Source organism: Paraburkholderia sp. A1RI_3L (assembly GCF_048957895.1).
Lineage (GTDB): Bacteria > Pseudomonadota > Gammaproteobacteria > Burkholderiales > Burkholderiaceae > Paraburkholderia > Paraburkholderia kururiensis.
Map to the genome: position 1 here is coordinate 252,788 of NZ_JARCHA010000009.1, position 25,232 is coordinate 278,019.

26 protein-coding genes are annotated in these 25,232 nt (G+C 66.6%); 10 read left to right on the forward strand and 16 right to left on the reverse strand.

Annotation, left to right across the window (positions count from 1 at the left end; all coding sequences use genetic code 11):
* Positions 1-2: 2 nt before the first annotated feature.
* Positions 3-1,040 carry a histidine kinase gene (locus PXJ20_RS23420; RefSeq protein ID WP_017774747.1) on the forward strand — a complete coding sequence of 346 codons (1,038 nt, stop codon included), beginning with the start codon at positions 3-5 and terminating at the stop codon, positions 1,038-1,040.
* Here PXJ20_RS23420 and PXJ20_RS23425 read toward each other — a convergent pair.
* The 12 genes from PXJ20_RS23425 to PXJ20_RS23480 form a co-directional block, all read right to left on the reverse strand.
* Positions 1,010-1,681, reverse strand: a complete 672-nt coding sequence (locus tag PXJ20_RS23425; RefSeq protein ID WP_017774748.1) for a response regulator — start codon at positions 1,679-1,681, stop codon at positions 1,010-1,012. The two genes, PXJ20_RS23420 and PXJ20_RS23425, sit on opposite strands and share 31 nt — an antisense overlap.
* The gene (pqqE, locus tag PXJ20_RS23430) at positions 1,678-2,910 is read right to left on the reverse strand and encodes a pyrroloquinoline quinone biosynthesis protein PqqE (RefSeq protein ID WP_421031706.1); all 1,233 of its coding nucleotides are present in this window, start codon (positions 2,908-2,910) and stop codon (positions 1,678-1,680) included. Before pqqE ends, PXJ20_RS23425 begins: the two co-directional genes overlap by 4 nt.
* Positions 2,911-2,914: 4 nt before the next feature.
* Entirely contained in the window at positions 2,915-3,178 is a 264-nt protein-coding gene (pqqD, locus tag PXJ20_RS23435; RefSeq protein ID WP_017774750.1) for a pyrroloquinoline quinone biosynthesis peptide chaperone PqqD, read from the reverse strand.
* Positions 3,175-3,915 carry a pyrroloquinoline-quinone synthase PqqC gene (gene pqqC, locus PXJ20_RS23440; RefSeq protein WP_017774751.1) on the reverse strand — a complete coding sequence of 247 codons (741 nt, stop codon included), beginning with the start codon at positions 3,913-3,915 and terminating at the stop codon, positions 3,175-3,177. Before pqqC ends, pqqD begins: the two co-directional genes overlap by 4 nt.
* 51 nt (positions 3,916-3,966) lie before the next feature.
* The gene (gene pqqB / locus PXJ20_RS23445) at positions 3,967-4,893 is read right to left on the reverse strand and encodes a pyrroloquinoline quinone biosynthesis protein PqqB (protein WP_421031707.1); all 927 of its coding nucleotides are present in this window, start codon (positions 4,891-4,893) and stop codon (positions 3,967-3,969) included.
* On the reverse strand, positions 4,890-5,915 hold the full coding sequence (locus PXJ20_RS23450; RefSeq protein ID WP_421031708.1) for an alpha/beta fold hydrolase: 1,026 nt from the start codon (positions 5,913-5,915) through the stop codon (positions 4,890-4,892). The genes pqqB and PXJ20_RS23450 overlap by 4 nt, the downstream gene beginning before the upstream one ends.
* Positions 5,912-6,481, reverse strand: coding sequence for a cytochrome b (locus PXJ20_RS23455; protein ID WP_421031709.1), 570 nt, complete (start codon positions 6,479-6,481; stop codon positions 5,912-5,914). The genes PXJ20_RS23450 and PXJ20_RS23455 overlap by 4 nt, the downstream gene beginning before the upstream one ends.
* An 81-nt stretch (positions 6,482-6,562) precedes the next feature.
* On the reverse strand, positions 6,563-7,387 hold the full coding sequence (locus PXJ20_RS23460) for a formylmethanofuran dehydrogenase subunit C (RefSeq protein WP_277598846.1): 825 nt from the start codon (positions 7,385-7,387) through the stop codon (positions 6,563-6,565).
* Entirely contained in the window at positions 7,384-8,364 is a 981-nt protein-coding gene (fhcD, locus tag PXJ20_RS23465) for a formylmethanofuran--tetrahydromethanopterin N-formyltransferase (protein WP_421031710.1), read from the reverse strand. Before fhcD ends, PXJ20_RS23460 begins: the two co-directional genes overlap by 4 nt.
* Positions 8,365-8,452: 88 nt before the next feature.
* The gene (locus PXJ20_RS23470; RefSeq protein WP_421031711.1) at positions 8,453-10,213 is read right to left on the reverse strand and encodes a formylmethanofuran dehydrogenase subunit A; all 1,761 of its coding nucleotides are present in this window, start codon (positions 10,211-10,213) and stop codon (positions 8,453-8,455) included.
* A complete protein-coding gene (locus tag PXJ20_RS23475; protein WP_421031712.1) occupies positions 10,210-11,592 on the reverse strand; it encodes a formylmethanofuran dehydrogenase in 1,383 nt (460 codons plus the stop codon). Before PXJ20_RS23475 ends, PXJ20_RS23470 begins: the two co-directional genes overlap by 4 nt.
* 327 nt (positions 11,593-11,919) lie before the next feature.
* A complete protein-coding gene (locus PXJ20_RS23480; RefSeq protein ID WP_421031713.1) occupies positions 11,920-12,864 on the reverse strand; it encodes a HisA/HisF-related TIM barrel protein in 945 nt (314 codons plus the stop codon).
* A 14-nt stretch (positions 12,865-12,878) separates the two neighbouring features.
* On the opposite strand from PXJ20_RS23480, the gene PXJ20_RS23485 reads away from it, so the two are divergent.
* From PXJ20_RS23485 to PXJ20_RS23495, 3 genes are all read left to right on the forward strand, one after another.
* Positions 12,879-13,985 carry an ATP-grasp domain-containing protein gene (locus PXJ20_RS23485; protein ID WP_421031714.1) on the forward strand — a complete coding sequence of 369 codons (1,107 nt, stop codon included), beginning with the start codon at positions 12,879-12,881 and terminating at the stop codon, positions 13,983-13,985.
* 14 nt (positions 13,986-13,999) lie between these two features.
* Entirely contained in the window at positions 14,000-15,121 is a 1,122-nt protein-coding gene (locus PXJ20_RS23490; RefSeq protein ID WP_421032627.1) for a hydantoinase/oxoprolinase family protein, read from the forward strand.
* 102 nt (positions 15,122-15,223) lie between these two features.
* On the forward strand, positions 15,224-15,814 hold the full coding sequence (locus PXJ20_RS23495) for an aspartate/glutamate/uridylate kinase (protein ID WP_017774762.1): 591 nt from the start codon (positions 15,224-15,226) through the stop codon (positions 15,812-15,814).
* Here the strand turns inward: PXJ20_RS23495 and PXJ20_RS23500 are convergent.
* From PXJ20_RS23500 to PXJ20_RS23515, 4 genes are all read right to left on the reverse strand, one after another.
* Positions 15,777-16,520, reverse strand: coding sequence for a (5-formylfuran-3-yl)methyl phosphate synthase (locus PXJ20_RS23500; protein ID WP_413215591.1), 744 nt, complete (start codon positions 16,518-16,520; stop codon positions 15,777-15,779). The genes PXJ20_RS23495 and PXJ20_RS23500 overlap by 38 nt on opposite strands.
* The gene (locus PXJ20_RS23505; RefSeq protein WP_421031715.1) at positions 16,517-17,152 is read right to left on the reverse strand and encodes a DUF447 domain-containing protein; all 636 of its coding nucleotides are present in this window, start codon (positions 17,150-17,152) and stop codon (positions 16,517-16,519) included. Before PXJ20_RS23505 ends, PXJ20_RS23500 begins: the two co-directional genes overlap by 4 nt.
* A 117-nt stretch (positions 17,153-17,269) precedes the next feature.
* Complete coding sequence (gene pqqA, locus PXJ20_RS23510; RefSeq protein ID WP_081601853.1) at positions 17,270-17,344, reverse strand: pyrroloquinoline quinone precursor peptide PqqA; 75 nt, start codon at positions 17,342-17,344, stop codon at positions 17,270-17,272.
* 191 nt (positions 17,345-17,535) lie between these two features.
* Positions 17,536-17,811, reverse strand: a complete 276-nt coding sequence (locus tag PXJ20_RS23515) for a hypothetical protein (protein WP_126875359.1) — start codon at positions 17,809-17,811, stop codon at positions 17,536-17,538.
* Here PXJ20_RS23515 and PXJ20_RS23520 point away from each other — a divergent pair.
* The 6 genes from PXJ20_RS23520 (at position 17,810) to tkt (ending at position 25,208) form a co-directional block, all read left to right on the forward strand.
* Complete coding sequence (locus PXJ20_RS23520) at positions 17,810-19,309, forward strand: form I ribulose bisphosphate carboxylase large subunit (RefSeq protein ID WP_017774765.1); 1,500 nt, start codon at positions 17,810-17,812, stop codon at positions 19,307-19,309. The genes PXJ20_RS23515 and PXJ20_RS23520 overlap by 2 nt on opposite strands.
* A 70-nt stretch (positions 19,310-19,379) precedes the next feature.
* Entirely contained in the window at positions 19,380-19,808 is a 429-nt protein-coding gene (locus tag PXJ20_RS23525; RefSeq protein ID WP_017774766.1) for a ribulose bisphosphate carboxylase small subunit, read from the forward strand.
* Between the two features lie 78 nt (positions 19,809-19,886).
* Complete coding sequence (gene cbbX, locus PXJ20_RS23530) at positions 19,887-20,960, forward strand: CbbX protein (protein ID WP_421031716.1); 1,074 nt, start codon at positions 19,887-19,889, stop codon at positions 20,958-20,960.
* 21 nt (positions 20,961-20,981) lie between these two features.
* Positions 20,982-22,076 (forward strand): class 1 fructose-bisphosphatase, encoded by a 1,095-nt coding sequence (locus PXJ20_RS23535; RefSeq protein ID WP_421031717.1) that lies wholly within the window; start codon positions 20,982-20,984, stop codon positions 22,074-22,076.
* Between the two features lie 146 nt (positions 22,077-22,222).
* The gene (locus PXJ20_RS23540) at positions 22,223-23,095 is read left to right on the forward strand and encodes a phosphoribulokinase (RefSeq protein ID WP_421031718.1); all 873 of its coding nucleotides are present in this window, start codon (positions 22,223-22,225) and stop codon (positions 23,093-23,095) included.
* Between the two features lie 49 nt (positions 23,096-23,144).
* Positions 23,145-25,208 (forward strand): transketolase, encoded by a 2,064-nt coding sequence (tkt, locus tag PXJ20_RS23545; RefSeq protein ID WP_421031719.1) that lies wholly within the window; start codon positions 23,145-23,147, stop codon positions 25,206-25,208.
* Positions 25,209-25,232 lie beyond the last annotated feature (24 nt).

Consider the following 25,232-nt stretch of genomic DNA (forward strand, 5'->3'; position numbering starts at 1 on the left):
GAATGGCACACGACCCAACCGACCTGTCTAGCGTTCCCAAGGCTCCTGATGCGAGCCCGCAGCCGTCACGTTCCGTTGCGTGGCGCGATCTGCTTTGCGTTGTCGTCATCACGGTGGTCGCGTGGCTGCTCGCCATGATGTTCGACTTCAGCGAACTGACCTACCGCTTCACGCGCCACCTCGAACGCTTTCAGCTGGACGAATTGCCCGCCACGTTGTGCGTGCTCGCCGTGGGCCTGGCGTGGTTCTCGTGGCGACGCTATCGCGAAACGCAGCGCGAACTGGCGCGCCGCCGCATGCTGGAAGAAGAGGCCGAACGGCTGCTCGCGGACAACCGGCGTCTTGCGAATCAGGCATTGGACGCGCAGGAACAGGAACGCCGGCACCTCGCGCGCGAACTGCACGACGAGTTGGGGCAATACCTGAATGCGATGTCGCTGGACGCCTCGCGCGTGCGCGACCTCTCAGGCGAACGCGAACCCGAGATTCATCGCATTGCGCTCGCGCTCGTGCAAAGCGCGGGTCACGTCTACCGGCAGATCGGCGGCATGATCCGCAGGCTGCGGCCTATCGGGCTCGACGAATTCGGCTTGCCGAGCGCCCTCGAACATTGCGTGGACGGCTGGCGCGAACGGCTGCCGGACGCGTCGTTTTCGCTCACCATCGAAGGCGATTTCAGCGGACTCTCCGACGTGCTCAACATCACGCTCTACCGGCTCGTTCAGGAAGGGCTCACGAACGTGTCGAAATTCGCGCGCACGTCGCGCGTGGAGATCTTTCTCGTGCGGGCGCCGCGCGATGCGGCGGCGGGACAGGTGAGCGAGGGCGCGCAGGGCGACGACGAGATCATCGTCTCGATGGCGGACAACGGTCCGGGCACGGACCTGGGCGAGCCGCGTGCGGGGCTCGGGCTCATCGGCATGCGCGAGCGCGTGGAAGCGCTGGGCGGCGAGTTTCAGCTGGCGAGCAAACCCGGCGAAGGCTTTCTGTTCTGTGCGCGTCTTCCGGCTCAGGCGGGGCTCGCAGGCCCCGTGAATTGAAGGCCCTGAAGGCCTAAACGGCTCGCCATCTGCGCGAGCTGTACGCCGTTGTCCGCGCCGAACTTCTGGCGAATTACCGACTGGTGATTCGCCACGGTCTTTTGCGAAAGCCCCAGCTTTTCCGCGATGCTCTGCAACGTGTAGCCCTGCACGAGCAGCCGCAGCACTTCGAATTCACGCGCGGATAGTTGGCGTCCCGGCGGACCTTCGCTGAATGCGTGGCGCAACGCGAGTGTTTGCGAAATATCGGGGCTCAGGTAGCTCGCGCGCCTCGCCACTGTGCGCACCGCTTCCACCAGCACGTCCGGTGCGCTGGCCTTCGTCACGTAGCCGAGGGCGCCCGCGTCCAGCGCGCGGCGCACGAAGATGGCTTCCTCATGCACGCTGAAGATCAGCACGCGCGCGTGCGGTTCGCGTGCCAGCATGCGGCGCATGGCTTCAATGCCGCTTGCACCCGGCAACGACACGTCCATCACCACCACGTCCGGTTGCAGCGTGCAGAAGCGTTGGTAGGCCGCAGCGGCGTCGGCCGCTTCGCCGCATACGTTCACGTCGGCGTTGAGTTCGAGCAGACGCCGGTAGCCCTCGCGCACCACGGCGTGATCGTCGACGAGCAGGACGGAAATGGCGTTCTCGGTCATCGCACGGCTCCCGCGGTATCCGATGTGTGGTCGGTGTGCTCTGTCTGCGCGGCCAGCGCCCGCGAGTTGGCGTCGTTGCGAAACAGGATGGGCTGCTCGCGTAAAGACGACGGAGGTGCCGATCGAGCCATTGCCGCCTCGCGCACCACGCTCACCACTTTTTCATGCATAGGCGACTTGTCGCAGACAGGGTCCGCATTGGCCGCGTCGCCCGTGAGCAGATACGCCTGGCAGCGGCAGCCGCCCAGGTCTTTCTCTTTTTCGTCGCAACTGCGGCACGGCTCTTTCATCCACGACGTGCCGCGATAGTGATTGAACGCGTCGCTCTCATACCAGATGCTGCGCAGCGGTTGTTCGGTCACCTTCGGGAAGACGAGCCCCGGCAGGTCGCGGGCCGCGTGGCAGGGCAGCGCGGTGCCGTCCGGCGCCACGCCCAGAAACACCGCGCCCCAGCCGTTCATGCAGCGCTTGGGGCGCCGCTCGAAATAGTCGGGCACCACGAAGAAAATCTTGCAGAGGTCGCCATGCGTTTCGCGATAGCGCTGCACCACGGCCTCCGCCTCTTCCAGTTGTTCGCGCGTGGGCATGAGTTGCGCCTGGTTCGCCTTGGCCCAGCCGTAGTACTGCGTGTTGGCGAGTTCCAGGTACTCGGCACCCATTGCAAGCGCCATCTCGATAATGCGGTCCACGTGCGGCAGGTTGTAGCGATGCAGCACGCAGTTGAGCACCATCGGAAAACCGTGTGCCTTGATGAGGCTCGCCACGCGCCGCTTCAGATCGAACGTGCGCGTGCTGGAGAGGAAGTCGTTGAGTTCCTGCGTGGAGTCCTGAAACGAAAGCTGGATGTGATCGAGGCCCGCGGCCTTCAAATTGCCGATGCGCTTTTCCGTGAGCCCGATGCCGGAGGTGATGAGGTTCGTGTAGAAGCCCAGCTTGCGCGCTTCGGCCACGAGCACTTCGAGGTCGTCGCGCAGCAGCGGCTCGCCGCCCGAGAAGCCCAGTTGAGCCGCGCCCAGCGCGCGCGCTTCGCGCAGCACGTCGAGCCATTGCGCCGTATTCAGTTCGCGATTGTGTGCCGCGTAGTTCACCGGGTTCGAGCAGAACACGCAATGCAGCGGGCAACGGTAGGTGAGTTCGGCAAGCAGCCACAGCGGCGGCGGCACGTCGGGCGCCGCGGTTTGCGAAGCGGCGGCAGCGGGAGAGGCAAAGGCAGCAGCAGGTTCGTTCATGGCACTACTCCAGCCAGCCGCGCCGCTGCGCTTCGGCCACGAACGAGCGGACTTCGCCGCCGATGTCCGTGGCGTTGAAGGCCTGTTCGAGATCGGCGATCAGCGTGTCGATGTTGCGCGTGCCGTCGCAGCGCTTCAGGATTTCGGCGGCGCTCTGGTTCAACTTCACCATGCCTTCGGGGTACAGCAGCACGTGCGCGTTTTGCGCCGGCTCCCATTGCATGCGGAACAGCGTTTTCAGCTTCAGGTTGTGCGCTTCGTCAGTCATTGCGGGAAGGCCTTTTCGATCGAGTCCAGCATCGTCCAGAGAATGTCGAGCTTGAATTGCAGTATCTCGAGCGCCCGTTCCTGCTGGTCGCGCCGCGTGAAGTGGTCGAGCGTGACTTCGAGGCCATGCTCCACGTCGCGCTGCGCACGCGTGATGCGCGAGCGGAAGTAGTCGAGACCCACGGCGTCGATCCACGGGTAATGACCGGGCCACGTGGCGAGACGGTCGCGATGGATCTGCGGTGCAAACATCTCCGTGAGCGACGAGCACACTGCTTCCTGCCACGGCGCGCGGCGCGCGAAATTCACGTAGGCGTCCACGGCGAAACGCACGCCCGGCGTGACGAACCGCAGCGACCACAGGTCGTCGCGCGAAATACCGACGGCGTCTGCCAGGCGCGCCCACGTTTCGATGCCGCCTTCGTCTTCGCCGTAGCCGTCGTGGTCCAGAATGCGCTGCATCCAGCGGCGGCGCGTGGCGCGGTCGGGGCAATTGGAGAGAACGGCGGCGTCTTTGAGCGGAATGTTGATCTGGTAATAGAAGCGGTTGGCCACCCAGCCGCGAATCTGCGTGGGCGAACAGCCGCCGCTGTTCATCTTCACGTTGAACGGATGATGAATGTGGTACGACGTGCCCTTCGCGCGCAACTGTTCTTCGAATGCCTCGCGGCTCCAGGCCGGCAGCGTGGGATCGACCTCGCGTACCGGCGCCGTGCCGTAGGTGTCGTTGATGTTCATGCCGTCTCCGTTTGATTTCGTCTGGTCAGGGCGCTCAACACATTCAAACCCTCAAAGCTCGAACGCCATGCCGTCATACGCGACTTCGATTCCGTGGTCCGCAAGCTCGCGCCGCTCCGGGCCGTCTTCCACCAGAATCGGGTTCGTGTTGTTGATGTGGATGAGCACCTTGCGCGGTTTGCCCGTGTCGCTGCCGATCGAATCGAGCACCTCGATCATGCCGCCCGGCCCCGATTGCGGCAGATGGCCCATGTCAGCCGAAGTCTTCTTCGAAAGCCCCAGCCGGATCATTTCGTCGCCGGTCCACAGCGTGCCGTCCACGAGCAGCAGGTCGGCTTCGCGCATGGCGGCCAGCACGTGCGGTTCGATTGCGCCCAGCCCCGGCGCATAGAACGCCCGCTTGCCCGACTGCGGATTGATGAACGTGAGGCCGATGTTGTCGCCGCGTTCCGGCGCATTGCGATGCGGCGAGTACGGCGGTGCCTTGCTCGAAAGCGGCAGCGCTTCGATCTGCAAGCCGGGCAGCGCCGCGACGGAAAAGGCGGCACCGTCCAGCGCGATGGGGTGATGCTCCACGCCGCAGTAATGCGAGAGCATGGGGCCAATCGGAAAGCCTGTGCAGAGGTCTTGCCACACGGCCTGCGTGGCGTAGAGCGGCAGCGGCGTATCGCGCTCGCGCAACATCACGAGGCCCGTGACGTGGTCGATCTGCGCATCGATCACGAGCGCGGCGGCAATGCCGCTGTCGCGCACACGGCGCGCCGGTTGCAGTTCGGGATGCGCCGCGATCTGCGCGAGCAGGTCCGGCGACGCATTCACGAGCAGCCAGTCTTCGCCGTTCGCGCTCACCGCAATAGACGACTGCGTGCGGCGCGTCGCCTTCACCGTGCCGCGTCGCACGCCGTCGCAATTGCGGCAGTTGCAGTTCCATTGTGGAAAGCCGCCGCCTGCGGACGATCCGAGCACCTTGATTTTCATGTGGCGTAGCGCAGCGTGCGCTCCTCGCGGTTGGGTTCGGCAAACAGGCGTTCGATCGCGCGCGCCACGCGCCGGTGCAGCGCAGGGTCGCTCGCGAGATGGCCCGCGCCCGGCACGCATTCGGTCTGCGCATGCGGCACGGCACGCGCGAGACGTTGCAGATTCTGCGGCGGACACACGGGGTCGCGGCTGCCATGCACGGCGGCAATCGGCACACCGGCCTGGCCCGCGCGACGCGCCAGCGCCAGCAGCCGCGTTTCGCCCAGCCAGCAGCGATGTACGAGATAGTGCGACTGCACGCGGTACTTCGCGACAAGCCGGTCTGCACGAGCGGGCGTGACGCGAGGCGTTCGCGTGGCCGAAGCCACGGCGCCGCGTCCGCACGAACGCGCGAGCACGACGTTTTCGTAGTCGCGCCATGCGAGCGCCACGGCGCGTTGACGTGCGTGGCTCACGCCGTATTGAAGCAACGCGTGGCAACGACGCAGCAACGCGTGAGGACGCGCGCAATGCGCAGCGGACGCGAGCTTCGTCCACTGACGCGGAGCACGATGGCGCGAAGTCACGAAGAGTCCGCGCACTTCGCGTTCCGACGCGAGAAAGAGCCCGCGCAGCACGACCCCACTTAGCGATTCGGGATGCCGCCCCGCGTAGGCGAGCGCCAGCGCCGCGCCCCACGATCCGCCCAGCACGCCCCAACGTTCGATGCCAAGGCGCACGCGAATGGCTTCCATGTCGGCGATCAGCGCGTCGGTGCGGTTGTGGCGCATGCTGCCACGCGGCTTCGATGCGCCCGCACCACGCTGATCGATCAGCACGATGCGATGGCGCGAGAGATCGAAGAGCCGCAGCGCGCCCGGCTGGCTGCCGCTGCCGGGGCCACCATGCAGCACGGCCACGGGCAGTCCATCAGCTGCGCCCGCAACGGCATAGCGCACGCGGTGCCCGTCGCGCGTGCGCAGTGTTTGCGACACCTGCGACGATGGCGACCGTGAACACGGCATCATGGCGGCCACGCTCATGGCAGCATTCTCGCCATCAGGTTGTCGCGATCGACGAACTGGTGCTTGAGCGCGCCTGCAATATGCAGCACGACGAGCACGATCATCGCGTAGGCGATGTAGCGGTGCGCGCCGAAGAAGAGGTGGCGCAGGCCCGCGTCGTCCCAGCCCCAACGCGGCAGCGCGAGGCCCCAGAAGCGCGTGCCGTAGCTGTTGAACGACGAGCCCAGATAACCGGTGACCGGCATGGCCACCATCCCGACATATAAAAGAACCTGCGTGGTGCGCGCGGCGGCGCGTTGCCACGGTGGCATCGGCGGAAGCGGCGGCCGGTTACGGGCCGCGCGCACCAGGATGCGCAGAAGCACCAGCAGGAAAACCGTCAACCCGAGCGACTTGTGCAAGTTGATCAGCGTGGCCTTCACGGGCAGCCCTTTCGGCAGGCCGACCATGTACAAGCCCAGCGCGAGCAGGGCGATGATGGCGAGCCCGATCAGCCAGTGCAGCACGATCAGCGAGCCCGCGTAGCGACGCGGTTCGCGCAAACCGGTGGATTGGCGTGCAGCGGGAGAATGCGCCGTCGTCATCCCGATGTCTCCTATCGTTTTTGGGTTGTGCTTTCGTTGTCGAGGTGTTCTGCCGAACACCCTCCTTTACCGCGCGCAGGCTCAGCCGGGAATCAGTATTTCTCCCCTGCCGTCCACGGCGAGGTCGCCGGTGTAGCGCGCCGGCAGCCGCGCGGCGCTCCACGCGGAAAAAGGCGCCATTTCGCCAGCGAGGCTGCGCACGAGCAGCGACCAGAACACGCCGAAGCCGCGCCCGCCGCCCGCAAAAGTGGGTGGCAAACGCTGCGGTTCGCGTGCGAGCAGCAGCGTGCCGCGCCGCATACCGTACGCATAATGCGGGCCCAGTTCGCCCGCTATGCAGACGGTGCCCGCCACGAGCCGCGACGCTGCAAATTCGCCTGCGTTGCCGCCCACCAGCACAACGCCGCGCCGCATGCGGTCGGCCAGGCGCGCGCCCGCGTTGCCGTGAATGGCGAGCGTGCCGCCCGTCATGCCGTCCATGTCGCCGGGCAGCGCGCTGGCCGCGAAGTCACCGGTGTTGCCGCTCACGGTGAGCCGGCCGCCACGCATCTCGCAGGCCGTGAAGTGACCCGCATCGCCGCCGACGCTCAGCACGCCGCCCGCCATGCGGTGGCCCGCGTAGTCGCCTGCCGCGCCCTGCACGACGAGGTGCCCGCCATTCATTGCGACGCCGAGCCTGTCGAGCCACGGGCCTGCGCCTTCGATCATCAGCGTGGGGCCGCCTGCATCGCTTTCGCTGCGCGCCACGTCGAACAGATCGCCTACGGCGCACGCTTCGTTGCCCGCATGCAGCACGATGCGTTCGATCTCGGCGAGCGGTTTGCCGTCGAGTAATTCGGGCAGCAGCGGCGATGCATCCACGCGAAAGCCAGGCGCCTTCTTCACACGCAGGGTCGTGGTGCTCATGCGTGGCTCCCGTCCAGTCCCGCTGCAAGGGCGTGCAGATGGAAGTGATAGGGCCCGAGCTTGCCGCCGTAGTTGCCCGCCGAAATGCGCAGCATGCCCGCCGCGCGGCCACGCGCGGTGGCGGCTACGATGCCCGTCGTCATTGCGGCGGCCACGTCGGCTTCCGTGAGCCCATCGATCACGATTTCGAGCACGCAGCCCACTTCGTCCGTGAGTTCGCTGCGCGGCGAGAGCCCGACGAGCGTGGGACAAAACGCGTCGTTGGTGGAGGCAGTCGCGCCCCGATACTTCGAGCCCACCTTCGACCCCGACCGGACCACGCCGCCCGGAAACGGCATCACGACGTTCGGCAGCTTGCACATCGCGGCCACGGCGGCTTCGGCGGCGGCGAGGGCGGCGTCGGTGTCGGTGGCGAGCAAAAGCAGATTGCCGCCGCCCACGGCTTTCACGGTGGGCGCCGTCTCTTCGCAGACGAACTCGCCATCCATCACCGGCACGCGCCAGTAGCGCGTGGTGCCGATCATCTTCGCAATCTGCCAGCCGTCGCCGAAGAAACGCAGCGTGCTGCCAAGCGCCGCGTTGTCCGAAAGCGGCGCGCGGCTCGTGGCGCGGTCGATACCGCCATACACCGCCGTGGTCGGGCACGTCAGCACGCATTGGCCCACGCGCCGCTCCACCTGCTTCGCCAGTTCCTTCGACGACACCGCGAACAGCAGCACGCTCACGCCCGGCCGCCCGTCGGGCGTTTCGTCGGGCGCGAGTTCGCGTTCGATACCGGCCTCGCAGCCGCAGCCGATCACCGACGTCGCGAAGCCCGTCATGGAATGCGCGGCGTGGTGCGCCCACTGCGGCGTGTGCGCCGTCACGACGAGCCGCGTGGCCTTCATCGGGAAGGCTTCGGCGAACGTCCTGTCGATCAGCGTGCCGTTGATCGTAAGGGGCGCGGTGTCGGTCGTCGCGGGCTGTTCGTGCTCCATCTCTCGGCGCCTGGTTGGTTGCTTGATGCTTACGTGAGGTTGCGCTTGCTGCGCGTTCAGCGCGGGTTCGCGGGGTTCAACGCGTAGTTCACCGGTTTTCCGCCTCCTCTGCGGAGAAGCATTCGACCGGCAACAGCCTGCCTCCGCGGCAGCACGCACACGCTTCGTCGTTGCTGATCGCGGCGTGCGCGAAGTTCGTGGTGAGATTCGCGTCGCTCCACGCGCGCAGGGTCTTTTCGATGCCGCGGTCGTAGTCGGGCGTCACGAAATGGATGCCGCCCGTGGGCACCGAAACGAGCGTGCCGTCGCGCGCTACGAGATGACCGTCCTTGAACACGTAGGCCGGCGACGTGAACATGCGTTCGCGGTCGTCCTGGTTGCGATAGACGGCGATATCCGCCGCCGCGCCTTCGCCCAGGTGGCCGCGATCGCGCAGGCCCAATAGCTTCGCGGGGCCGGCGCGCGTGATGATGGCGATCTCGTACAGCGAGAATTCGCGCTTCAGTTCGCGCAGCGCGCTGGCCACCTGCGCCTCGGGGTGCAGTTTCGCGAGTTGCTCGTCGCGAAACGACTTGTCCATCAAGAGGCGAATCAGATGCGGGTAGCTTGTGAACGGGCCGCCGTTCGGGTGGTCCGTGGTCATCGAAACGCGCCACGGGTCGTCCACGAGCAGGAAGATTTCGAGCCCGATGATCCATTGCAGCGCGTTCACGTAGCTCTGCTCGCGATAGCGGAACGGCACTACGCCGCAGCCCGCATCGCATTCGATGTCGCCCATCACCCACTTGTGCGGCCGCGCGAACGGCGCGTTGCGGAACTGCATCATGGTGTCGCCGGAAGCGGTGACGGTCTGCCCGAAGATCACCTGGCCCACGTCGATGGTCACGTTGGGCCGCGCGTTCACGGCCTCGGCAATTTCGCGCGCGCCCGACGAAAACTTCTGCGGCCCTTCGGTGCCGTAGCTGTGAAACTGGATGTGCGTGAGGTGGATGGGCAGGCCGTCCGCCGCGTCCATGGTCTTGATGGTGGACGTGAGATTACCCGGCACGCCCAGGTTGCTCGCGTGCACGTGCAGCGGATGCGGCACACGCAGTTCAGTGAGCGCGCGCGTGAGCGTGCGCAGCACGTCGCGCGGCGTGATGCCGTAGTGCACGTGCGCTTCGTCCACGTCGAGTGCGCGCTGGTTGAACTTGAACGCCGAGATGCCGCCGGGGTTGACCACCTTCACGCCGAGCGCCTTGCTTGCGTTCAGCGTCCAGCCCACGTAGTCGCGAATGCGTTCGGTGCCGGCGCCGGAGGCCAGCAGTTGCAGGAACAGTTCGTCGTTGCCGAGCATCACGTAGGCGCCATGATCGATGATCGGCGTGTCGCCCATTTCCAGATGCGCGTGGCGCGCGTTCGAGGCCATCATGGCGGGCTCGAACGCCGCCGTGTAGCCCATTTCGGCGTAGCGGTAGCCGGTGGCGAGCGTACCCGGCGTGCAGACGCCGCACGAGGGCAGGCGCAGGTAGCGACCTTCGGCATCTCGTGTTGGCGTAGGCGGTTCGAGCACTGCACCGCCGTTCGCCTCACACGCGCGCGCACGTTCGGCTTCGCGCGCAAGGTCGGTGCGATGGTCTTCGGGCAACAGCAGGCGCGAGATGTTCGTCTTGCCGCCGCCGATGTGCGAATGCAGGTCGATGCCGCCCGCCATCACCACCATGCCTTCGGCGTCGTATTCCACGTCGGCGGGCACGTGGTCCGGCACGTTCACGATGCGGCCGTCGCGAATCGCAATGTCGCGGCGCTGGCCGTTCACCCCGTTGATCGGGTCGTAGACCGTGCCGCCTTTGAGTCGGATGAGGCTCATGAGGCTTCCCCGTCTGCGGACGCGGCGAGTTTTGCCAGTAGTTGTGTCGCCACGGCATGCACCGAAGGCAGCGCGGCGCCCCGCGCGGCGGCAAGCGGCATGACCACGGAACTATCCACACGAAAGAGATGCCCCGTGTCGTCGATGCCCGGCGTCGCGACCGGAATGAACACCGTGGCGGCACCGCGCGCCTTCGCCTCCTCCGCCAGCGCCGGGTGCCCGAGCACGACGGCGGGCACGTCGGCCTTCAGCGTGGAAGGCAAGGCGTGCATCGCGAAGCTCGTCACCCACAGCAGCGCATCGGCCTCGTTGGCGGCAAGCAGCGTTTCGGTGCGATAGCGGTACGGGTCGTAGTCGAGCGAGGCGCCCCCTGTTTGCGAGGCCGCCGCCGAAACGCGTAGACGCAGCGGCAAGCCCGAAAGCCACGTCACAGCCTGGTTCACGGTGAGCGCGCCGTCGTCGCCGCCGAGAGGCAGGCAACCCGCGCGCGTGGTGAGATTCGCGGCCTTCGCGATGCGGTTCAGCGCTTCGATCAGCAGCGCCGCATGCGGGTGTGGCAGCGTGGCGGGCTCGTAGACGAACACGGTGTAGCGGGCCGCTGCAATGCGTGCCTGCAATGCGGCGAGGGCGTTGGCGGCGGCGCGGGCGTCGGCCGGAAAGGTTTCGGGGCGACGGCCGTTCACGAGCGCGGACCAGATGGCGAGCGTATCGAACGGGTCCGCGTTGGCGAGCAGCGTTTCGCTTTGCGTGTGCGTGAGGCCTGCCGCGGCGGGGTCCGGCGCGCAGCCTGCGAACACGAATTCGCGTGCCGTCGAAGTGCCGCCGAATGCGCGCGCAAAGAACCGCGGATAACGCTGCGAGGGCTCGCACGCGAAGAACACGATGAGGTCAGCTCGTGCGCGCACTTCCGAGAGCGTGGTGAAGAACGCGCCGCGGTCCTGAAATGCGAGCGTGGCGGGCGTGAGCGCGTCGCCGTGCAGATGATCGAGCGTGGCGCCGCAGTGGGCCGCGAGCGTGTAGAGCGCGCGTGCGCCGGCTACGTCGGTGGCGAGCCCGCCGAAGAGCGGACGGCGCGCGGTGCCGAGCACCGCCGCCGCACGTGCGAGCGCGGCATCGAGCGACGTTTCCTGGCCGTCCACGATGGCCGGTGTCGTTGCGTCGCTCGCGCCATAGGTGGCGAGCGCCTGCGCAAGCCGCGGACAGTCGTGACCGGACACGGCGAGCGTGCCGTCGCGCTGCGCGCTGACCGTGAGGTCGTCGCAGAGCAGCGGACAGAACGGACAGGTCCAGTCGTGCGTGTCGTGAGTGACGCGAGTGGGCGACGCGGCAGACGGCCCGCCCGCATCGGCCGACGAAGATTCGTTGGGCGAAAGAGGCATGGCGCCGTTTTAGCAAGGTCCATGCCGAAATGTGTGCTTTCGAACTGAGCGCGCTGGGGGGCGTAGGCAACGCTGCGCAGCGTTGCGCATGAAATCGCGCGGACGTGCCTCGTCTTATGTGCTGGCGAGGTATGTGCGGGCAAGGCAATGCCCCGGCACCCGATGCGCCGCGAATACGCGTTTTGCAGGGCCGTTTTGCAGTGCATCACGTCGCCGCGTCTTCGAGCGGGTGTTTCTGGAATGAGCAGCCAGGGCGCGTGCGTTCCAGCATCGAACAGGTTGTGTGTCGTTGCGGCACACAGTGTCACTGCAAGGGCACGCGCTGACTCACCGGCTTGCCGTCTCCTTACAGCGCAACGCGTGTGTATGCGCTTCGTCGTCTGGCATGGAATTTGTGTGATCTGCCCGCGCGCAGGTGGCAGGCGTGCATGGCGCGAGATCGCGGGGCTGTACGCGGCCATCGTGAAGCGCGGACGCGACGAGCCACGCAGTGGCACCCGCGCGTTCGGCGCGCACGAGGTCTTGCGCATCGCGAATGCCACCTGCGCCGATGACCGTGGTGTGCGCCGGTACGCTCGCGCGGATGCGCTCGAAGGTGCGCAGGTCGGGGCCTTCATAGCTGCCGACCTGATCGAGCGTCATCGCGATCACGCGCTGTGGCCACCAGGTTGTGGTGGTGTGGGCAGCGTTGGGTGGGAATAAAGCGGATTCCGAAGTGGTTTGCGAGAGATGTTCCGCGCCGGCAGCGAGCAGTTCCCCTGCGCGGTGATCGAGCGAAAGGATGGGCGAGTGCCCGGCGTCTTCGGCTTCGCGTAATGCGTGGATGTCGCGCAGCGACTCGGAGCCGAACACGGGCACGAGGGCGGCGGGTGTGGTGGTTGTGGCCGGCGACGTGGCGGCCGTGTTGTGCGCAGCGTCTGCGTGGTGAATGGCCGCGAAGAGGGCGCGCATCGCGGCGTAGTCTGCGTAGCCCGCGTCGAGCCAGATCTCGGTGCCGGGCAACGCGCGGCGCAGCGCGGCAAGCGTTTCGACGTGCGCGCCGTGCCCGAGGATGGCGCCGAGGTCGGCCACGTAGAGGGTCTGCGGGGTCTGCGGGGTCTGCGGGGTCTGCGGGGTCTGCGCGCCGCTCGCGGCGAGCAGCGCGCGAGCCACGGCAACGGGCTCGCTGGTGGCGGCGAGCGGCGACTCAATGGGCCGATAGGCACTGCGTTCGCCGCGCACGGCGCGCACGGCATGGCCGTCGAGCAGATCGAGAACCGGTATCACGAGCATAGGGGCGTATTCCTTTGACCAGCATCTTTGTCTACGAGTATCTCACCGGCGGCGGTATCGACCCCGAGCTGGCCGGCGCAGGCAGTCTCGCCGATCTGAGCGCGCTGATCGTGGAAGGCCGCGTGATGCGCGACGCGCTTGTGGCGGACCTGCACGCGCTGGGCGGCATCGAGGTGACCTTCGCGAGTTCGCCGTTCGAGAACGTGGCGCCGGGGCACGCGCATTGTATGGCGCGGTCCGGCGAAACGATGACGGACTTCGTGGCCCGCGTGGCGCGCGACCACGACTACACCTGCGTGATTGCGCCCGAATGCGACGGGCTGCTGCTGGGGCTGCACGACGCCGTGAGCGCAGCGGGCCGCGCGCGCTGGCTGGGCTGCACGCCGGAGGCCATTGCGCTCGCCACCAGCAAGCGGGCCACCGCGGCGCGCCTTGCCGCGCACGGCATTCCGGCGACGCCGGCTATTGAACCAGGCGAACCGGGCGAACCAGGGGAACCGGGCGAAACTTCGCATCTCGCATCGACCGATGCCGGCCACGCAGACGCTGGCCGCTGGGTCGTGAAGCCCGACGACGGCGCAGGCGGACTCGACACCTTCGTCTTCGACCGCTTCAGCAACGCGCGCACCGAATACCTGACGCGCCTTGCCGACGGACGCAACCCCGTGCTGCAGTCGTGGGTGGAAGGCGAGCCGCTCAGTCTTTCGCTCGTCTGCAGCGAGCACGGCACGGAGCTCATCAGCATCAACCGCCAGCGCATCGGCCTCAACGAACGCGGCGCCGAGGCGCACACGCCGCAAATCGTGGAGTTCGACGGCGTGCAGGTGGACCGCATCGACCGCTCCGGCGAGCGCGGCCGGCAGCTTGCTGCGCTCGCGCGTCGTGTGGGGCAGGCCGTGCCGGGGCTGCGCGGCTTCGTCGGCATCGACGTGGTGTGGAACCCGGAGCGCGGGCCCGTCGTGGTCGAGATCAACCCGCGCCTCACGGTGGCCTATGCGAGCCTGAGCGACGCGCTCAATCGCAACGTGGCCGCCGAACTGCTCGCGGCGCACGGCGTGCCCGTGAGGCGCGGCGCCGCGCGGCAGCCGTCGCGCGCGCAACCGTGCGGAGTGCAGCCTTGAGCGCCGTGCGCGACATGGTGGCGGTGCTGCGCGGCGCCGTATTCGGCTGGGACGTGGGCGGTGCGCACGTGAAGGTCTGCGCTGTGGATGCCGCGGGCGCAGTGCTCGACGTCGCGCAATGGGCCTGCCCGCTCTGGCAGGGGCTGGACCATCTGGAACACACCATCGGCCTCGTGCTCGAACGCTGGCCCGAGGCGGCCATGCCCGCTGCACGCCACGCGGTGACGATGACGGGCGAGATGGTCGATCTCTTTCACGACCGCGCCGAAGGCGTGCGCGAGATTGCCGGCACGATGGCGCGCCGGCTGGGGCGCAACGTGCGCTTCTACGCGAACGACGCCGGTTGGTTCACCGAAGCGCAGTGCGCGGCGGGCTGGCGCAGCGTGGCCTCCGCGAACTGGTTGGCGACTGCGCGCTGGGTGGCCACGCGCGTGCCGGACGCGGTGCTGGTCGACGTCGGCAGCACGACGACGGACATCGTGCCCATCGCGGGCGGCCACGTAGCGGCGCGCGCCACCACGGACGCAGGCCGGCTGGAAACCGGCGAACTCGTCTACCAGGGCGTGGTGCGCACACCGCTGTGCGGCGTGGCACATCGCATCGAATTCGGCGATGCGCGCGTGAACGTGATGAACGAATGGTTTGCGACGACCGCGGACGTCTATCGCGTGACGGGCGAACTCGAACCGCTCTACGACCTGCATCCGAGCGCGGACCACGGCCCCAAAACGGTGGCCGCAAGCGAGGCGCGGCTTGCACGCATGATCGGCCGCGACGCGCACGAGGCGACGCACGAAGCGTGGCGCCGCTTCGCGTTGCAGTGGCGCGAGCTTCAGTTGCGCGAAATAGGTGCGAATCTGGCTCGCGTGGTAGCGCGTGTCGTGGCATCACAGCCCGGGCTCGCGAAGGCGCCGCTGGTGGGCGCGGGCTGTGGGCGCTTTCTCGTGGCGGCGCTCGCGCGCGACGAGGCGCGCTCCTATATCGATTTCGGCAGACTCGCGGGCGTGCCCGAGCATTGCGCGGATTGGGCCGCGACCTGCGCGCCGAGCGTGGCGGTGGCGTTGCTGGCCTCGCAGGGCATGGCAGAGGCATCGGAGAACACAGAGGAACACGAGCGCCTGCGCGGCGCAGCATGAGCCGCGGCGACAGCCCAACGTTGGGGCAGAGGCCGGGACAGAGGCCGGGGCAGAGAAGCGCAGCAATCAGATGAATCGAACGCGAATGCGAGGACAACCGTCATGTGGGTGGTCAAGATCGGGGGCAGCCTGAGTCACGAGCCGGCGCTGCGCACGTGGCTCACCGAACTGTGCGAGCTGGGCGGCGGGCGGGTGGTGATCGTGCCCGGCGGCGGCGATTTTGCGGACAAGGTGCGCCAGTACCAGGGCGAGTGGCATTTCGACGACCTCGCCGCGCACAACATGTGTCTGCTCGCCATGACGCAGTACGCCATCCTGATGCAGGGCGTGCTGCCTGAACTCGTGCTGGCGTCGAGCGAGGCGAAGATCCGCCGCGCGCTGCGCGACGGGCACGTTGCCGTGTGGGTGCCCACGGCGCTCATGCGCGACACGCCGGACGCCATGAGCAACTGGGACACCACGTCGGACAGCCTCGCCGCGTGGCTCTCCACCATGCTGAACGCAGAGCGGTTGATCGTGGTGAAGTCGTGCCCGATAGGCGATGGCGAACCGCTCGAAACGCTGGCTTCGAGCGGCGTGGTGGACCGGCGTTTTCTGGACTACGTGAACGAAGCCAACTACGTGGTTGAGCTTTTCAACAAGGACAACGCCGCGCTCATGCGCGAACGTCTGCTGAATGTGCCGGTGAGTTGAGGGGGCGCGTCATCTCGGCGGGGCGATGCAGCGCGCTCGCCCATTGCGCGACGCGCTGCGGGTCGAGGCGCGAGCGCCGCCCGTCGGCGCAGAGCGCGGTGCGAAAACCCGCTACGTCAGGCGCGAGTTCGCGAATCTGCGCAAGCTGCGCCCAGCCCAGCGCGCCCGCAATGCCGCACAAGGCACCGCGCGAACGCGCAAGCCGCAGCCAGCGCGCGAGCGTGCCGGTGTCCACGTGGTCGAACAGCGTGAGGCCGTCTTTTCCAGCGGTGTCGAACATCAAGCCCGTGAAGCCGAGCGTAGCCGCGTGCTCCACCAGTTCGTTATCCACACTTTCCACGCCGCCGTCGCAGAGCAGCACGGGCACCACCGTGGCGGGCAGCGACGCAAGTTCGTCGAGGCAGCGGCGTGCGGCCGGCCCGGGCGTCACGCCCACCTTCACGTAGTCCACGCCGGCGTCGGCCACGTCGATGACGCGCGCGGCGATTTCATCGAGCGCGTCGGGCGGCACGTCGCCAATCGTCGCGCTGATCGGCTTCACCGGATACTGCGCGCGCAGCCGGCTCGCAATGCGCGCGATGGCACTTGCGGGCAGGCCACCCAGTGCGCCGTCGTTCGGCTCCTTGAGGTCGATCAGTTCCGCGCCGGCGCGGGCAGCTTCAAGGGCCTCGTCTTCCGAGCGGACGCTCGCGAGCAATGCGGTCATTGCAGTTCTCCGTGGTGCGGGTGGGGATCGAGATTGCCCGCGGGTTCGGGGGTGTTGCTGCCGGCCTCGCGCGCCGCGTTGGCCCGGTGGCGTGCGACGGCCGCCGTGAGCCAGGCCCAGGCGGCGCGTTCGGTATCGCCGGCGGTTTTGTCGATGGCGATTTGCAGGTACGCCATTTCGCGGTCCACCTTGTCGGCGGGCAGCATGGCAAGGCGGCTCACCAGAATCGCGCCTTCCACCACGGCGGCCTGCGCGCGGTTGAAGCCTTCGAACGGCGCGTGTTCCTCGCGGTGCACGCAACGCATGCGCAGCACGGGGCGCGTGGGGTCGTCGCTCATGTCCTCGAGTTCGAGTTCGGCATGCGAGAGCGAATCCGCCAGCCGCACGCTGTTCACGCGGCTCGCGGCAACGGTGGGCCAGTCGGTAGCGAAACGCGTGACGCAACCGGCGAAGACGCGAACGTCGGTTGTGAAATTCACGACTGCCGCGCGCGTGGCGACGATGTTCTCGAGCGTGGCGGAGGGCCGGAACGGGGCGAGAATCACGAAGCCGCCCTCGTAGCGGATGCCCATGGGCGCAACGTGAGGCCGGCCGTCGGGCGCCGCCGTGGTGACGATCGTTTCGAAAATCATGTGGGAACGTATGTCCAGGCGGAGCCTGCGCCGGCGGCGGCACGATTCAAAAAATAGAAAGCCCGCGAAAAGGGCCGCAGAAGGGGTACAGAGACCCGTTACGCGGCCCGTGCGGGCTTATCGCGTAGCGATATACATCGTGATTTCAAAGCCTAGACGCATATCGGCGTAGCTGGGGGTGGTCCATTGCATCCTTGTATCCCTCCATGTGAATGATTCAGGGAAATCACCATGTGCCGGCGTGATGCCGGACACCACGGCATGCGGCGTCACGCAAGCTCCGTGCCGGAAACCCTGACAGTACGCCTGCGCTGCCAATCGCCCGTGGCGACACGTGGCGATATGCAACGCACGGCATCTGCCGGCGTAAGACAACACAAGAGCTAGCCAGACCATAACGTTATAGCCCATTTGCGGCGGTGTGCCGGAAACGCAGCAAAGTGCTCCATCGTTTTTTTGCGGCGCATTTTTACGCTGTCACGCCGGCTTTCATTCACATACCAAAAATCCATTTGGCGATGCGAGATCAATAAGGGATCGCTTAACCCTGGCGAATTAAATCGTGAATTTTCAATGCGTGCGCGGTTGCCTACAGTGCGTCCCATGCGCTGCGTTTTTTTCGGAGCGCCTCGCCAACCAGGCAACCAGGGATACGCCATGAACGACTTCAGTCAAGCAGCGATCGAGTCCGCACGTGAACCACGCAATGCGCGCAATCCGCGCGAACGGTACGCCGCGGGCGTCATGAAATACCGCGAGATGGGTTACTGGCAACCCGACTACACGCCGAAAGATACGGACGTGATCGCGCTCTTTCGCATCACGCCGCAGCCGGGCGTGGATCCGGAAGAGGCTGCGGCGGCCGTGGCCGGCGAATCGTCCACGGCCACGTGGACAGTGGTGTGGACGGACCGCCTCACCGCCTGCGACATGTACCGCGCCAAGGCGTTTCGCGTGGAGCCGGTGCCCGTTTCGCGCGCCGACGAACCGCAGTACTTCGCGTACATCGCCTACGAACTCGACCTGTTCGAAGAGGGCTCCATTGCGAACCTCACCGCGTCGATTATCGGCAACGTGTTCGGCTTCAAGCCGCTCAAGGCGCTGCGTCTGGAAGACATGCGCATACCGGTGGCGTATCTGAAGACCTTCCAGGGGCCGGCTACCGGCATCGTGGTGGAGCGCGAACGGCTCGACAAATACGGTCGCCCGCTGCTGGGCGCCACCGTGAAGCCGAAGCTGGGTCTCTCGGGCAAGAACTATGGCCGCGTGGTGTACGAAGGGCTCAAGGGCGGGCTCGACTTCCTGAAGGACGACGAGAACATCAACTCGCAGGCCTTCATGCACTGGCGCGACCGCTTCCTCTTTTCGATGGAAGCCGTGAACCGCGCGCAGGCCGAAACGGGCGAGGTGAAGGGCCATTACCTCAACGTCACGGCGGGCACGATGGAAGAGATGTACGAGCGCGCCGAATTCGCGAAGGAACTGGGCTCGTGCATCGTGATGATCGACCTCGTGATCGGCTGGACCGCGATTCAGTCCATGGCGCGCTGGGCCCGCAAGAACGACATGATCCTGCACCTGCACCGCGCGGGGCACAGCACCTACACGCGCCAGCGCAATCACGGCATCTCGTTTCGCGTGATTGCGAAGTGGGTGCGCATGGCGGGCGTGGACCATGTTCACGCGGGCACCGCGGTGGGCAAACTGGAAGGCGACCCGCTTTCGGTGCAGGGCTATTACAACGTGTGCCGCGAAGCGCACAACGAGGTCGATCTGTCACGCGGGCTGTTCTTCGATCAACCGTGGGCGGGGCTGCGCAAGGTGATGCCGGTGGCTTCGGGCGGCATTCACGCGGGGCAGATGCATCAATTGATCGACCTCTTCGGCGACGACGTGGTGCTGCAGTTCGGCGGCGGCACGATTGGCCACCCCGGGGGCATTCAGGCCGGCGCGACAGCCAACCGCGTGGCGCTGGAGGCCATGGTGAAGGCGCGCAACGAAGGCCGCGACATCCTCAACGAAGGGCCCGACATTCTGGAAGCCGCTGCGCGCTCATGCACGCCGCTCAAGCAGGCGCTGGATACGTGGCGCGACGTGACGTTCAACTACGCGTCCACCGACACGCCGGACTTCGCCGCCACGCCCACGGCGGCATGAATCGCGCGAGCGACGTTCGTCACCTGACGCGGTTCTTGCTTCATCACTTCATCTGCACACGAGGTTTGCCATGCGCATCACACAAGGGACGTTTTCTTTTCTGCCCGAACTGACCGACGAAGAGATCAGCGCACAGATCAACTACGCGCTGGGCCAGGGCTGGGCGTGCTCGGTGGAATACACGGACGACCCGCATCCGCGCAACACCTACTGGGACATGTGGGGCCAGCCCATGTTCGACCTGCGCGACGCGGCCGGCGTGATGCAGGAAGTGAAGGCGTGCCGCGCCACGTTCCCGCAGCACTACATCAAGGTGAATGCGTTCGATTCGGTGCGCGGTTTCGAGACCATGCGGCTCTCGTTCATCGTCAACCGGCCGGCGCATGAGCCTGGCTTCCGCCTCACACGCCAGGAGGCACAGGGTCGCGTGCAGCGCTACGTCATGGCGAGTTATGCGAGCGAGCGGCCCGAGGGCGAACGCTATGGCGCGCAGGAGTGACGTGACGGTTCGGGTTTGCTCCGAACGCGGCGGCAACGCGACGTACCGCTGAACAAAGAACCTCTCAGGGAGACAGCAATGACGGTGGAGGCAACCATCGAGCAGCAGGCCGGGCAGCGGGTCGGGCAACACGGCGAGGAGCGCAGCATTTCGGCTGCGGGAGCGCAGATCGCGCGTCATGAACCGGCTGAAGCCGCGCAGGCAGCCAACACCGCGAATGCCGCGGAAACCGCCCGCGTAGACCTCGCCGCGCTCTATCGCGATTCGGGTATTGGCGACGTGCTGGCCGAACTGGATCGCGATCTGGTCGGCCTCGTGCCCGTCAAGACGCGCATTCGCGAAATTGCGGCGCATCTGCTCGTGGAACGCGCTCGCGATGCGCTGGGGCTTGCCGGTTCGCCTCCCACGCTGCATATGTGCTTCTCCGGCAACCCCGGCACGGGCAAGACGACCGTTGCCATGCGCATGGCCGAGGTGCTGCACCGGCTCGGCTACATTCGCCGCAACCATCTGGTGTCCGTGACGCGCGACGACCTGGTGGGTCAATACATCGGCCACACCGCGCCGAAAACGCGCGAGGTGCTCAAGCGCGCGATGGGCGGCGTGCTGTTCATCGATGAAGCGTATTACCTGTATCGCCCCGAAAACGAGCGCGATTACGGGCAGGAGGCCATCGAGATCCTGCTGCAGACCATGGAGAACCAGCGCGACGACCTCGTCGTGATTCTCGCGGGCTACGCCTCGCGCATGGAAGTGTTCTTCGAGAGCAACCCGGGCTTTCGCTCGCGCATTGCACACCACATCACGTTTCCTGATTACGACGAGGCCGAACTGCTCGAAATAGCAGACCGCATGCTCGCCACCATGCATTACCGCTTCGACGCCGATTCGCGTGAGGCCTTCGCCGACTATCTCGCCATCCGCACACGCCAGCCGGCCTTCGCGAACGCGCGTTCCGTGCGCAACGCGCTGGACCGCGCGCGCCTGCGCCAGGCCAACCGTCTTTTTGCCGCCGCCATGCAAACCGATGCGCCTCTCGATGCTTGCGCGCTCACGCTGATTGCCGCCGCCGACGTGCGTGCGAGCCGCGTGTTCAGCGAGCCGATGTCAGCCGCTCACGGTGAAGGCCATGCCGGCGCGCCCCCGGGTTAACGACACCATCAGGAGAGCGCCATGCTCGACGGACGAACCACCCTCTCGAAGTTTCTGATCGATACGCTGGACCGCGAGCCTTGCCCGGCGCAGGAGGCCGGCCTCTCGGCTTTGCTCATCGACGTGGCTGCTGCCATCAAGGCGATTTCGGCGGTACTCACGCGCGGCGCGCTGGGCGGCCAGTATGGTTCTGCGCAAAGCGTGAACACGCACGGCGAAGAGCAGAAGAAGCTCGACGTCGTCACCAACGAGATTTTCGTGCAGCAATGCGAGTGGGACGGCCTGCTTGCGGGAATGGTCTCCGAGGAAATGGAAGAGGTCTACGCCATTCCGAAGGTGTACCCGCGCGGCGAGTATCTGCTGGCGTTCGATCCGCTGGATGGTTCGTCGAACATCGACATCAACGGCGTGGTGGGCTCCATCTTCTCCGTGCTGCGCAATACCGGCGAGCCGCAGGCGCAGGTGGGCGAAAGCGCATTCCTGCGGCCGGGCTGCGAGCAGGTGGCAGCGGGCTACGCCATCTATGGACCCTCCACGATGCTCGTGCTTTCCGTGGGCACCGGCACGCATGCGTTCACGCTGGAGCGCGACGTGGGCAACTTCGTGCTCACGCATTCGAACATACGGATTCCGGAAGAAACCGCGGAGTTCGCCATCAACGTGTCCAACGAACGCTTCTGGGAGCCGCCCGTGCGCCGCTACGTGCAGGAATGCAAAGACGGCCGCACAGGCTGCCGCGAACGCGACTTCAACATGCGCTGGATCGCGTCGATGGTGGCGGAGGTGCATCGCATCCTGATGCGCGGCGGGGTGTTCATGTACCCGCGCGATTCGAAGACCTCGGCCATGGAAGGGCGTCTGCGTTTGCTTTACGAAGCCAACCCCATGAGCTTTCTCGTGGAGCAGGCGGGCGGAAAAGCCATTACGGGCCGCGAGCGGATTCTCGACGTGCAGCCGCGCCGGCTGCACGAACGCGTGCCGGTGATTCTGGGCTCGAAGCAGGAAGTGGAGCGCATTGGCCGCTACCACGGCGAATACGACCGCGGCGAGGACAAGCCTTTCACGTCTCCGCTCTTCGGCACGCGCTCGCTGTTCCTGCCGGATTTCACGGCTTGAGCCTGTCTTGAGCGCGGCTTGAGCCTGAGCGTGAGCCAGGCCCGCCGTCGTCGCGGCTTGCCGCTGCATGGCACATGCGGTTATGCAGCGCGGCGCGAGCGCGCCATCCGCCGAATCGAACAACACTGCTATCCGGAGACAGGCCCATGTCGGTCAAACATCCCATCATCGCGGTGACGGGCTCCAGCGGAGCCGGCACCACGACCGTAATGAAGAGCTTCGCCCATATTTTCAGGCGCGAACACATCCAGGCGCAGATCGTGGAGGGCGACGCCTTCCACCGTTACGACCGCAACGGCATGCGCGAGGCCATGAAGCAGCGCGAGCACGAGGGCATGCTGAACTTCAGCCACTTCGGGCCGGAGGCGAACCTGCTCGAAGAACTCGAGTCGCTGTTCGTGAGCTACGGCGAGAACGGCACGGGCAAGCTGCGCCACTACGTGCACGACGAAGGCGAAGCGCACCTCTATCAGCAGGACGCCGGCACCTTCACGCCGTGGGAAGACGTGGAAGTCGACACGGACCTGATGTTCTACGAAGGCCTGCACGGCGCGGCTGTGACGGACAAGGTCGACATAGGACGCCATGCGGACCTGCTGGTGGGCGTGGTGCCCATCATCAACCTGGAGTGGATCCAGAAGCTGCATCGCGACCAGAACATGCGCGGCTATTCGCACGAAGCCGTGGTGGACACCATCCTGCGTCGCATGCCCGACTACGTGAACTACATCTGCCCGCAGTTCTCGCGCACGCACGTGAATTTCCAGCGCGTGCCCACGGTGGATACGTCGAACCCCTTCATCGCAAGGGAGATTCCGCAGCCCGACGAGAGCTTCGTGGTGATTCGCTTCGCGCGGCCGAAGGGCATCGACTTTCCGTATCTGCTTACCATGCTGCACGACTCGTTCATGTCGCGTCCGAACGTGATCGTGGTCCCCGGCGGAAAGATGGGCCTTGCCATGCAGCTCATCTTCACACCGATGATTCTCCAGTTGCTCGACCGGCGCGCGCGTGCTTGAGGGTGCATGAGCGCGCCTTCAGGCATGCAAAAACTCAGGGAGAACTCCGATGAGTGCTGTTGCAGAACCCGTTGCTGCCGCCGCGCAGCAACAGATGGCCGACGCGCTGCGCTTTCTCGCCATAGACGGCGTGGAGGCTGCGAAGTCGGGCCACCCCGGCATGCCGCTCGGCATGGCCGAGATTGCCGTTGCGTTGTGGCACCGGCATCTCAAGCACAACCCGCACAACCCGGCCTGGCCGGACCGCGACCGCTTCGTGCTCTCGAACGGGCACGGCTCCATGCTGCTTTACGCGCTGCTGCATCTGACGGGCTATGACTTGCCTGTCGATGAATTGAAGCGCTTCCGCCAGTTGCACGCGAAGACGCCGGGGCACCCCGAGGTGGGCGTGACGCCAGGCGTTGAGACCACCACCGGGCCGCTCGGCCAGGGCCTTGCCAACGCCGTGGGCATGGCGCTGGCCGAAGCGCTGCTTGCGCGCGAGTTCAACCGGCCGGGGCATGCGATTGTCGATCACCGCACCTACGTGTTCGTCGGCGACGGTTGCCTCATGGAAGGCATCTCGCACGAGGCCGCGTCGCTTGCGGGCACGCTGCGGCTCGACAAGCTCGTGGTGCTCTACGACGACAACGGCATTTCCATCGACGGCCACGTCGTCCAGTGGTTCGCCGACGACACGCCCGCGCGTTTCGCCGCCTACGGCTGGCACGTGGTGCGTGACGTGGACGGTCACGACATCGACGCCGTGGACGACGCGCTGAACGAAGCGGCGAAGGCGGGGCGTCCCACGCTGATCTGCTGCAAGACGCTGATCGGCAAGGGCTCGCCCTCGAAAGCGGGCACGCACGACGTGCACGGCGCGCCGCTGGGTGCCGACGAGGTCGCGGCCACGCGCCGCGCGCTCGGCTGGCCGCATGCGCCCTTCGACGTACCCGGCGACATTCGCGCGCGCTGGAACGCATGCATGCGCGGCGAGGCTGCGGAGGCCGACTGGCGTCGCCGTTTCGAGTCGTATCGCCAGCACTATCCGCACGAGGCCGCCGAATTCGAGCGCCGCGTGCGTGGTGAGCTGCCGGCGCAATGGCGCGACGTGGTGCGCGCGATGCTGCGCGACACCGACAGCGCGGCACAGACGGTGGCCACACGCAAGGCCTCGCAGCAGACCATCGCGACACTCGCGCGCGTACTGCCTGAATTGCTGGGCGGCTCGGCCGACCTGACGGGCTCGAATCTCACGGACTGGAAGGGTGCGGTCGACGTGCGTATCGAAGCGAGCGGACCTTCGGCGGAGCTGAAAGGCGGCAACTATATCCACTACGGTGTGCGCGAGTTCGGCATGAGCGCGGTGATGAACGGCGTCGCGCTGCATCGCGGCTACCTGCCGTTCGGCGGCACGTTCCTCACGTTCTCGGACTACGCGCGCAATGCGCTGCGAATGGCTGCGTTGATGAAGACGCGCGCCCTCTTCGTGTTCACGCACGATTCCATTGGTCTGGGCGAAGACGGACCCACGCACCAGCCCGTGGAACACGCGGCGAGCCTGCGTCTGATTCCAGGCCTCGACGTCTGGCGCCCCTGCGATACGGTGGAAACCGCGCAGGCGTGGGCGAGTGCCGTGGAGCGAGAAGGGCCTTCGTGCCTGCTGCTGAGCCGCCAGAACGTGCCGTTCGTTTCGCGCAGTGCGGAGCAGATCGAAGCCATTGCGCGCGGCGGCTACGTGCTGCGTGACTGGTCTGCGCCTTCCACGGCGCAACGCGTCGTCCTGATTGCTACGGGTTCCGAAGTAGCGCTCGCGCTGGATGCTGCCGCGCAACTCGCCAACGCCGGCTTCGCTGCACGCGTCGTCTCGATGCCAGCTACCACCGTGTTCGACCGTCAGCCTGCCGCGTGGCGCGATGCCGTGCTGCCGCCCGGCGTGCCGCGCGTAGCCGTGGAGGCCGGCGTGCGCGCGTTCTGGCGGCAGTACGTGGGCCTCGAAGGCGGCGTGGTGGGCATCGACTCGTTCGGCGAATCCGCGCCGGCTGCGGCGTTGTTCGCGCATTTCAACCTCACCGCGCAGGCCGTGGCCGACGAAGCCCGCCGCGTCGTGCACGTCGTGCGCCGCGCGCCATGATCCGCTTCCCCTATCCCTGAACTT